Annotated in this window: 12 protein-coding genes; 10 read left to right on the top strand and 2 right to left on the bottom strand. The window is 57.2% G+C overall.

All coding sequences use genetic code 11. From position 1 onward, the window contains the following. Positions 1-258 precede the first annotated feature (258 nt). Positions 259-678, bottom strand: a complete 420-nt coding sequence (locus tag O6929_03425) for a hypothetical protein (protein ID MCZ6479447.1) — start codon at positions 676-678, stop codon at positions 259-261. A 194-nt stretch (positions 679-872) separates the two neighbouring features. Here O6929_03425 and O6929_03420 point away from each other — a divergent pair, with 194 nt between their 5' ends. The 4 genes from O6929_03420 to O6929_03405 all read left to right on the top strand — a co-directional run bounded on the left by O6929_03420 (position 873) and on the right by O6929_03405 (position 3,452). After that, positions 873-1,061 (top strand): hypothetical protein, encoded by a 189-nt coding sequence (locus O6929_03420; GenBank protein ID MCZ6479446.1) that lies wholly within the window; start codon positions 873-875, stop codon positions 1,059-1,061. 519 nt (positions 1,062-1,580) lie between these two features. After that, entirely contained in the window at positions 1,581-1,835 is a 255-nt protein-coding gene (gene moaD, locus O6929_03415; protein ID MCZ6479445.1) for a molybdopterin converting factor subunit 1, read from the top strand. Then, entirely contained in the window at positions 1,828-2,238 is a 411-nt protein-coding gene (locus tag O6929_03410) for a molybdenum cofactor biosynthesis protein MoaE (GenBank protein ID MCZ6479444.1), read from the top strand. The genes moaD and O6929_03410 overlap by 8 nt, the downstream gene beginning before the upstream one ends. 323 nt (positions 2,239-2,561) lie before the next feature. Next, positions 2,562-3,452, top strand: a complete 891-nt coding sequence (locus tag O6929_03405) for a recombinase RecA (GenBank protein ID MCZ6479443.1) — start codon at positions 2,562-2,564, stop codon at positions 3,450-3,452. Between the two features lie 277 nt (positions 3,453-3,729). Here the strand turns inward: O6929_03405 and O6929_03400 are convergent, their stop codons facing one another. Next, entirely contained in the window at positions 3,730-6,483 is a 2,754-nt protein-coding gene (locus O6929_03400; GenBank protein MCZ6479442.1) for a UPF0182 family protein, read from the bottom strand. A gap of 272 nt (positions 6,484-6,755) precedes the next feature. Here O6929_03400 and O6929_03395 point away from each other — a divergent pair, with 272 nt between their 5' ends. From O6929_03395 to lgt, 6 genes are all read left to right on the top strand, one after another. Then, entirely contained in the window at positions 6,756-7,013 is a 258-nt protein-coding gene (locus O6929_03395; GenBank protein MCZ6479441.1) for a translation elongation factor-like protein, read from the top strand. Beyond that, positions 7,013-7,282, top strand: a complete 270-nt coding sequence (locus O6929_03390; GenBank protein MCZ6479440.1) for a hypothetical protein — start codon at positions 7,013-7,015, stop codon at positions 7,280-7,282. The genes O6929_03395 and O6929_03390 overlap by 1 nt, the downstream gene beginning before the upstream one ends. 49 nt (positions 7,283-7,331) lie before the next feature. Beyond that, a complete protein-coding gene (locus tag O6929_03385) occupies positions 7,332-7,691 on the top strand; it encodes a hypothetical protein (GenBank protein ID MCZ6479439.1) in 360 nt (119 codons plus the stop codon). Between the two features lie 76 nt (positions 7,692-7,767). Further along, on the top strand, positions 7,768-7,932 hold the full coding sequence (locus O6929_03380) for a zinc ribbon domain-containing protein (protein ID MCZ6479438.1): 165 nt from the start codon (positions 7,768-7,770) through the stop codon (positions 7,930-7,932). Positions 7,933-8,073: 141 nt separating this feature from the next. Continuing rightward, positions 8,074-8,577, top strand: coding sequence for an NUDIX domain-containing protein (locus O6929_03375; GenBank protein ID MCZ6479437.1), 504 nt, complete (start codon positions 8,074-8,076; stop codon positions 8,575-8,577). Between the two features lie 83 nt (positions 8,578-8,660). Then, the gene (lgt, locus tag O6929_03370) at positions 8,661-9,449 is read left to right on the top strand and encodes a prolipoprotein diacylglyceryl transferase (GenBank protein ID MCZ6479436.1); all 789 of its coding nucleotides are present in this window, start codon (positions 8,661-8,663) and stop codon (positions 9,447-9,449) included. The last annotated feature ends 417 nt before the right edge of the window (positions 9,450-9,866 follow it).

Below are 9,866 nucleotides of genomic sequence, written 5' to 3'. Positions count from 1 at the left end.
CTCTTAATTCTGCTTGTCCATTACATCCCTAGTGCCCCTCCAACTAATTCTTCCTAAACACCGCGAGCTTCCGCCAGGGGCACTGAGGGGTTGGAGGGGAGAGGCTCCCCTCCGCCTGGGGGGTGCTCAGCGAGGCCAGCGCCGAGCGCCGAAGGGGGGCCTGCCCCCCTAGCGGAAGTGCCGCACCAGACATAAATGTGTTAGTGAGAAATAGTTGGTGCGGCACTAGTATGCCTTTCCTCCTGATCGCCCGTCTGCTTACCCGCTAGGCCCGTTTTCTGCCGTTTCTTGACCACGAGATATTGTACGCTCTTGAATGGCCAGGGCATCACGGAGCCTCTGCCCCAGGTCATGGATTTCGTGCGTATGGGCGTGCAAGTGGGCATGAATTTCGCTTGGACGCCCTTCGAGGGCCCGCAGTTTGTCAAAGGCCGTGCCGATGATGTTGTTCAGTTCCCACGGCGTTGCGGACGGGAGTGCTTCCATAAGGTACTCCTTAACCTGCGCCAGGAGTTCCTGTTCGGCCCACGTCCGATATTGTTTGCCCCATTCCTCGCGTTCCTTCGGAGTCAGGCGTTGGTTGATGCCCTGGACGGTGTTTCTCGCCAGCCCGAGTTGCCGGGCCGTTCCTGCCACCGTGTAGCCTTGCGCCAGCATCATCTTGGCCTTGGCTTTCACTTCAAGGGATATGCGCTCTCCACGACGGCCTGTCTTGGTTCTTGGAGCCAGATTGCGGTTGCTGTGTTCTCTCTTCTTTTTTTGGGTGACCCTCGCGTTGTTGCGGGAATGAGGGAAGCGGTTAGCTTCCCGTTGGCACGCGAATTGCTTTTCTCTGAAGAGAGCAGCGAGAGGGAAAGAAAGGAGAAGTGATCATGAAAAGATTGCCTGTGCTACTGACTAGCATTCTAATACTCGCTCCGATTGTGCTGCTGCTGACCTGGTTGCTCTGGGTCGCCGGGCTATCCTGGTGGGTCGGCACGGTCAGCGGGCTCATCTGGGCCGTCGCAATCTTCGCCCTGGGCACCGCTCAGCCTAGAAGGAAGGAGGTGCAAAATGTATAACAGAGGATTGTTCCTCGCAATTACGATGCTGACCGCGTTTTAGCTTCCACGGCCCACGACCATGAGCCCGGCATAGTTCCTCCATGATTAGGTCAGTGGGTTGACACCCCTCCAGCAATGACGTGCCCCGCCGGAAGCCATCCAAGTACCTTTCCCCCCCTGATCGCGCGTCTGCCAGCGTGCTAGGACCGTTTTCGGGTGTTGTTGGGGCCTCGGTAAGTTTCCTACTAAATTCCTTGGGGTAGCCTACAAATTTGCGAGAGCGACGTAGCACACGAACCCGATGTGCGACTCACATCCACACCCCTGCGGGGCAGGTTGCGCCCAGGTTGCAGAATAGGGACACATCTGCGTAATTTCGCGTTGTCCTGCATCCCTAAGTGTGCTAAATTCCTATACTGCTTGGCTTGCCTCCTCAAGAGGAACTTTAACGGGGGGCAATTGACAGCTCTAACCCACCATGTTAGCGTAAGCGCAGCCAGCGTGTCACTTAGCTCAGATCTGCCAAGGGGTTTCGGGATGCAGGTACAGGTCAGGCTTTTTGCAGTAGCCCGGGATATCGTGGGACAGGGGGAAGTTTCCCTGCAACTGACTGAGGGGAGTACGGTTGGGGATTTGATGGAACATTTTTTCACCCGATATCCTGAACTCAAGGCGATAGCCGGGTCGCTGCTCCTCGCAGTCAACCGGGAGTTTGCGGAGCGGACCGTCAAGCTCCAAGAGGGGGACGAAGTGGGGGTTATCCCTCCGGTCAGTGGAGGCGGTCATGTTTGAGGTCACCGAGAAACCCCTCTCGGTAGCAGAAGCCGTCTCCGCGGTCAGCAAGAGGACATGTGGGGCATTGGCAACCTTTACCGGAATCGTCCGAGAGTTTTCCCGAGGGAAGCAGGTTTCCTATCTCGAATATGAGGCGTATCCCGAGATGGCCATTGCCAAAATGCGTCAAATCGAGCAGGAGATTCGGGACAAGTGGGAGATCGAACAGATCCTCATCCACCATCGAATAGGTCATCTCGAGATTGGCGAAGCCAGCGTTGTGATTGCCGTCTCTGCCCCCCACCGTCGGCAGGCTCTAGAGGCCTGTGCCTACGCCATTGAGCGCCTCAAGCAGATCGTTCCGGTGTGGAAAAAAGAGGTCTCATCTGACGGCTCATTTTGGATCGGCATGGGCTCCTGAGGTTCGATTCTCTCCCGCTCGGGAAAGCATTCTTCGTCGGCGGGAAATTCCATTCATTGCTTCAGTGCGGTCTTTCCGTTACGCACGGACCGATTCGATGGGCACCAGGACGGCCACCCCCGCCTGCGCTGCGCTTCGGCGGCGGGACCCCGGCCGGTCCGAAAGGACTCCGGACTCCTTCGGAGACGCAAGCCAGTTTCCGCCTTCCTGAGGATTTGCTCCCCTCGCCGGATCGCCCTCGGGATGCCTGCGCTCAGGCAGATGTCACTCCCCTGAACGAGGAAGGCTTTTGAAGACGTAACTGAGTCGAAGGGGTTCGCGTGGTGAACGAGCGGGTCAGGTTTGGGATCCAGAAGCTGGATGAGATGTTGGGTGGAGGACTCCTTCCGGGGACTTTGACCGTTGTTTATGGGGCGACCGGGATCGGGAAAACCCACTTAGGTCTTACATTTGCGGTCAATGGTGAGCGGTACGAGGGAGCGCGAGGGGTCATCTTGGACGTGACTGCCCGAGGAGACTCTCAGCGCCACGAGGAGTACGCGAAGAGGCTCTTCGGCTGGGAGCTACAATCCTGGGACCACTTGATCTACCCAGGGCAACAGCATCCCTTTCCACCCCCGTTGTCCTTAGAGAAAATGCGGTACTGCCACGAATTTGATTACGGCGGAAGAGTGGAGGACTATCAGGTGAACAAGCCGGCGGGACCGGAGTTTCGGCGGGACTGGCTGGCTGCCTACGCGCAGCGGTGGAAGACAGTGCTTTCCTTCTTCTACTTTCACTTTGCCGCACAGGTCAAGAGAGTTGTCGTGGACGGCGTGGACCCTACCCAGTCTCCCTCCGCGTCGATACAACTGCACATTTTTGACGAGCTGTACCGAAAGGTAATCCACCAAGATTCCGAGGTCATGGGTATGGAGATCCTGATTCCTGTCTGGCGGCACCGGGAGTTCATCGAAGAGAACCGGTACGACCATGGGGAAGTAGCGACCCTCCTCCTGGTCACTGCAGAGGAGAATTTGTTGGACGATCTCATCGCCAAAAAGATGGGGGAGGGGGACATTGGAGCCTCAGCGAACACCATTATCCTCATGGGGAAGCGAATGGGGAAGAACAGGGTCGGCCGCGCCCTGTATGTTGCCAAGCACCGCGGCAGCGCTTGCAGCACCGAGATCGCCGAATACAATCTTACCGACCGGGGACTTGTTTTTTCCTAGCCCGCATTATTCACGAACGGAGTGTCTTCGTGAATAATGCGTCCCGCCTCAGCGGCAGGCCTCAAGGCTAGCCCTGAGCGACGCCCCGCACACGCGGGGCGGAGTCGAAGCCCCTCGACAGGGCTCGGGGCCATGAGTTTGTCCAATGGCCCCTCGACGAACCTCGGCCTTGGTTCCAACCGGAGGGGTCGTGAGTATGTCGAACGGCCCGGAGGGCAGATTATTCACTTCTATGTGAATAATGCGGGCTAGGGGACGGAAGAGGGTACGGTTCAACCTAGGGATTACCACCGGTTTTGGTCTGTAGCGTCTTTAAGGTTTCCTCAAGGCGTTTCTGCTCTTCCGCATAGCCTGCAAGGTTGCCCTCACGCAAAAGCTGCTGCCCTTTCTGGAAGTGCTCCAGGGCCCTGACAATCAACCCCCGGATCGAAGAGGGAATGGAAGCTGTCGGGGACGTGGCGGAGGCCGGAGGTGAAATACCCACGGTCTTGGCAAACACCTTCGTGAGTGCTTGGTCCAGGGTTTCCTCCATAGAAATCTGGTTACCATAGGCGACGATGACGCGCTTCAGCTCCGGCAGGGATTGCTCTTCGGCTGCCAGATAGAGCGGTTGAACGTAGAGAAGGGACGTCTCGATGGGGATTACGAGGAGGGGTCCATGGATGACGTGAGATCCCCGCTGTCCCCAGAGAGAAAGCTGCTGGGAGATAAAAGCATCCTGGTTGAGTCGAGCCTCGATCTGCCGTGGTCCGAAGACGAGTTTTTGTTTGGGCATGTTATAGACGATCAGCTTGCCGTAATGGGGGGGGTCGCTCCGGGCCGCCATCCAGGCTGACATGTTATCTTTCCGGGCGGGGGTGAAGGGGATGAGGAGAATAAACTCCTCCGTCTTTTCCTCAGGGAGCTTCATGATGATGTAGTAGGGCTCCATCGGGACGTCCCTGCGTCCCGTCCGCGGCGGGATATCCCAGACATCCTCTTTGTTGTAAAAGACCTGGGGATCTCTCATGTGATACGTGGCATACATGCGAGCCTGGATAGCAAGGAGCCCTTCGGGATAGCGGATGTGGGCTTGCAGGTCCGGCGGCATGGCCTCGAGCGGTTGGAAGAGTGTGGGGAAGATCCGAGAGTATGTCTGGATCAAGGGATCGCTCGGATCGCTGATATAGAAACTCATGGATCCGTGATAGGCATCCACCATCACCTTGACCGAGTTTCGGATATAATTCTCAGCCCCCCCGAAGGGCTCTGAATACGGATACTTGTCGCTGACGGTATAGGCATCGATGATCCAAAAGAGTCTTCCGTCCTGGCCGATGACCAGGTAAGGGTCTGGCTCGTACCGCAGGAATGGGGCAATCTTTCGGACCCGCTCGCCGACTTGACGATAGAGCATGACGCGGCTGCCTGGGACGATATCGTGGGAGAAGAGGATCCGGATTGTTCCAAAGCGCGCGGCAAAGAGGGCCTTGCGGAGAGGGGTGATGGGAACTCCCCCTCTGCCCTGATACGTGGTGTAAACATTCTTATCCCCCGCCGGATAGTCCAGCTCCTTGCTCTTGGTCTTCACGAAGACATACTCGTTGCCGAGTTCCCCGTAATAGATTTCTGGGCGGTTGATACTGAGAGTACCGTCGGACACGGGAGGGATATTTTTGAGGTAGAGGACGGGTAGTCCCTCCGGGGTCACCCGATTTACGGGGCCGAGGACCACCCCATACCCGTGGGTGAACGTCAAGTGCTCGTTGATCCAGACGCGGCTGGGAAGGTGATCATACGACAGCTCCCGCGGGGAAAGCATCACCTGCTCGTAGCGTCCGTTGAGGCGGTACCGGTCGACGTCCACGTTGACGAATTTATAATATGTGCGGATCTCTTGTAGCTGAGCGAAGGTGGCGAGGAGCGGTTGGGGGTCCCACAGGCGAATGTTATTCACGGTCAGTTCGTTCTTCCGGATGTCGGCCATCCGAAGATTTTCCTCGGCGGGAAACTCAACCTCCTCAATCCGATCCAGACCGTAAGCAGCGCGGGTAAACCGTATGTTATGGATGATATACGGGCTTTCCAGATCTAGCTCGTTCGGAATAACCCGCACACGCTGCAAGATGTTCGGATAGATCATCTGGCCGATGACGGCGACCGCTGCCAGAGTGACCAGCCCGCCAAAGAGGAGTGTAAGTCTCTGGCGCCAGATCTGGGCCAGACAGAGCAGGCCACAGATGAAGGCCAAGACGGTCAGGATCCGGAGAGCGGGCAGAGTGGCGAAGAGGTCGGTGTAGCTGGCACCGAAAACCACCCCCCGGGGAGAGTAGAGGAGGTCGTACGTGCTGAGATGGTAACCCCAGGCCTTGAGGAAAAGGATGGCACTGATCAAGACCAGGATGTGAGTACGCGCCCAGAAACTGAAGCGAAGGCCTTGCCTGGTGATTTGGATGCCCCGGTATAGGATATACGCGAGCGCGACTAATAGGGTGCTCGCGACCAAAATGATCATGCCCCATAGATAAAGAAAATTCAGGAACGGGAAACGGAAAATGAAAAAACTGAGGTCTTTGTGAAGCAGGGGGTCGTGAATCTGAAAAGGGGTCGGGTAGAGGAAGCGAAGGGCCACCTCCCATTCCGCAGCGGCCTGCACAGCTGCGAGGAGACTGAGGACGAGGGCCACGGGCAGGAGGAAGCGCTTGATGTAAGGCTCCAAAACAAAACGGCTCGGCAGTCCAAGGTGGTCCTCTAATTCGACCAGCACATCGGTCGCAGGGGAACGGTGGACGAGGGAGAGGTTTAGGTACAGCGTGGTGAAGCAGATTCCTCCAAAGATCAGTCCCAGGAGGATCTGCGTCAGGAGAATGGTAAGGAAGATGGATGAGAATCCAACTGAGTCAAACCATAGCCAATCCGTGTAAAGCGGGATCGTCTGGCTGACGATCACCAGCAGGGCCACGAGAAAGAAAACCGGAAGCAACCAGGACCGCATACGTCCCAGCTTCTGAGGAATCTTGAGGCGCCCGAGCCGGCGAAAGATAGGTCGCATCCGTCTTATTTCCTCGCGTCGACTCTACGTTATGCTGAATCTTTTCTCTAAGTCAACCTTAGATCTCCTGAGCGGTGTGGGAGGGTCTTCACCTGGCAGGTGTTATGGGCCGTGCGCAGAAGTCAAGCCCTGGATGATCCTTTGGGGATTCGAGCGTGTACGGGAGTTGACAAGGCAAAAAGGGGGATGGTAGGGTAGCCTTGCCGGGTAGGACGGCAGTCAACGCGTGGGGTGGTTTTCACTGAGCCAACTGTAGATTTGGGGAGCAGGCCATGAGTGAGACGCAGGTGGGACGGGTGACTCGCTATTTTGGGAAGGTGGGAGTCGCAGCAATTGAGATCGAGGCCGGCGACCTGCACATCGGGGATACCATTCGTGTTCGGGGGAAGACCACCGACTTCTCCCAAGTGGTTGAATCCATGCAGCTGGAGCATCAAGTGGTTCAGACGGCGGTCCCAGGACAGCTGGTTGGTATCAAGGTTCAGGAAAGGGTTCGCGAGTACGATCTTGTCTACAAGGTGGTTCCATAGTGAGAGACATGGTCGCTCAAGAAGAGATCCAGCGTGAAGAAGAGCAGATGCGGATTCTCAAATGGCTTGCCGATGCTACTGTCTGGCGAATTACGATTGGTCCGATCACCAGGGCGGAGGGAGAGAGGACAATTGAGGCTGCTCGGGCGCGCATCCTAAACATGTTTCCCGACAGTGCTTACCTGTTCGACCTCATCCTCCGGCCCCGCTTTGAGCGACTCTTGACAGAGCATCTCGAAGAGGAATTCTGGCGGAAAATTAGGGGCTAGCTGGCTTCATGAGCGAAATGGAGTAAATTTCCCTCAGAGTGAGGATCCCATGCAGGAAAAGCAGGCCGAAGGGGTAATGGAGCGGGAAGAGCTGGAGAAGCTGACCGCAACCAAACTCAGAGAGCTCTGCGGGGAGAAATATCCGGAGATCGTAGGCGTCTCCGGGATGGAAAAGGAAGAGATGATCGAGGCGATCATCTCCGAGGAGGTACGTCTCGGGCTTCGGCCCAAGACGGGTGCCGTTGCCCCGAAAGGCCAAGGGGTCTCGAACCTTAAAGCCCAGATCCGCCTGTTCAAGCGCCAGAGAGGTGAGGCCTTGGCGGCGAAGAATTATCATGGGTTGAAGGAGGCTCGGGCGGGGATAAAGCGACTGAAGAGGCGAATTCGCAAGCATCGGGAGGCCTCGTAAAGCCGGTGCTGCTCCTTCTGCCAGGCGTGCCGCCGGACGGGGTAGGTGACATCGTCAAGGATGGGGGGTGAGGAGGATGCCAGTATATGAGTTCCTGTGTAAGGAATGCAATAAGACGTTTGGCTTGACCCTGTCGATCAAGGAACGAGAAGAGGGGAAGATCTCCTGTCCAACCTGCGGGTCAAAGGAAGTGGAGTCCCTCTTAGCTTCCTTCTTTGCGAAGACCTCTAAGAAGAGCTGACCCCCTTGCTGGCACGGTCCACACCACCGGTGCTTCGGGTCTTCCTGGGGTGGGTGCTGTGGCCGGTGTCGTGACGAGAGCGGATTCGAACCCTTGAGAAGGGCGGAGTCCGCTTTTCGAATTTTTGTTGAGGATGAGCCGATGGCTTTCCAGTTCTGTCTTCGATGTGGCGGAGCACTTCAAGATGAGTGGGTTGAAGAGGAAGAAAGGGAGAGGCCGGTGTGCCGGACCTGTGGGTTTATCCTCTACAGGAACCCAAAGGTGGTGGCCGGGGTTATTCCCTGCCAGGACGGCCGTGCACTCCTCTTGCGCCGTATGATTGAACCTGCACGTGGCAAATGGACGTTTCCCGCCGGGTACGTCGAGCTTGGCGAGAGTGTCGAGGAAGCGGCGATTCGGGAGACTCGCGAAGAAGTGGCCGTGGAGATTGGCGAAATTTGTCTACTTAACGTGTATTCCTACCGAGAGTCGCCCGTGGTGACCGTCGTCTACCTTTCGCGGATTATTGGAGGAAACCCCCGGACAGGGCATGAGGCTGAAGAGGTTGCCTTCTTTCCCCCTGAGGGACTTCCCTGGGAGGAGCTTGCCTTCCGGAGCACCCATGAGGCCCTTCGTGATTGGATTCACAAGTTGCAGCACAAGTAGGCCGGTGGACGAAGCCCGAGGCAGCTCCAGAGACATGTCCATCGACGTCGCCGGGACATGAGGGGAAAGGACTAAGAACCGAGATGTTTGCCTCGCCGGGCGCCATCGCGATCCAGATCGGGCCCCTGGTGATTCGCTGGTACGGGCTCCTGATCGCTTGCGCGGTTTTGATCGGAACCCTCCTCGCGCAGCGCGAGGCCCGACGTCGGGGAGAGGACCCTGAGCAGCTGATCAACGTGGCGGTTCTCGCTATCGTTGCGTCGCTGGTTGGGGCCCGACTCTATTATGTCCTATTCAACTGGGACTATTATGGGTCCTATCCCTGGAAGATCGTGGCCATTTGGGAGGGAGGATTGGCCATTCATGGCGGGCTCTTCGCCGGGATTTTGGTTGGGGGAATCTTGGCCTGGCGGAGGAACCTCCCGACCTTCACTTACCTGGACATCGTTGCCCCCAGCATCGTCCTTGGACAAGCAATCGGGCGGTGGGGAAACTTCTTCAACCAGGAGGCCTTTGGTACCCCCACGGATCTGCCCTGGAGGCTCTATATCGGTCCTGGGTACCGGCCGCCTCATCTGGCAGAGTTCGAGTACTTCCATCCTACTTTTCTCTATGAATCCATCTGGAACCTGGCTGTCTTTGGGCTGCTCTTCTTGCTGCTCCGGAAACGACTGGAACCATACCCAGGGGCCCTGTTTCTTAGCTACCTGGGACTCTATTCATTCGGTCGTTTTTTCATTGAAGAGCTCAGGATCGATAGCCTGATGTTGGGGCCTTTCCGGGCCGCCCAGATGATGAGCCTCCTCTTAATCCTGTGTTCGGTGGGTGGGCTCTGGTGGCTGCTCTCTCAAGCTCGTCGTGGCAATACCTAGTGCCCCTCCAACTGACTCTTCCTAAGCACCTCAGGGTTCCGCCAGGGGCACTGAGGGGTTGTAGGGGAGAGGCTCCCCTGCGCTTGGAGGGTGCTCAGCGAGGTGAACGCCGAGCGCCGAATCCCGAAGGCTTTCGGGACTAGCGGAAGTGCCGCACCAGCGTGGAATGCTAGCCCGCATTATTCACGAAGACACTCCGTTCGTGAATAATGCGCCTGCAGGTGCGGGCTCGGCCGCACCGGCAGGTTTCGATCCCGCCGGTGCGGCGGGACTCAAGGCTAGCCCTGAGCGACGCCCCACAAACGCGGGGCGGAGTCGAAGCCCGGAGGGCAGATTATTCACTTCTATGTGAATAATCTGGGCTAGTGAGAAATAGTTGGTGGGGCACTAGCATCTCTCCTTTCGCGTCGGCGTTCG

This window comes from Candidatus Methylomirabilota bacterium (genome assembly GCA_027293415.1).
In the GTDB taxonomy this organism is placed as follows: Bacteria; Methylomirabilota; Methylomirabilia; order Methylomirabilales; family CSP1-5; genus CSP1-5.
Note: the sequence above shows the minus strand (reverse complement) of the source record. Positions and strands in the feature narration are given on the sequence as shown.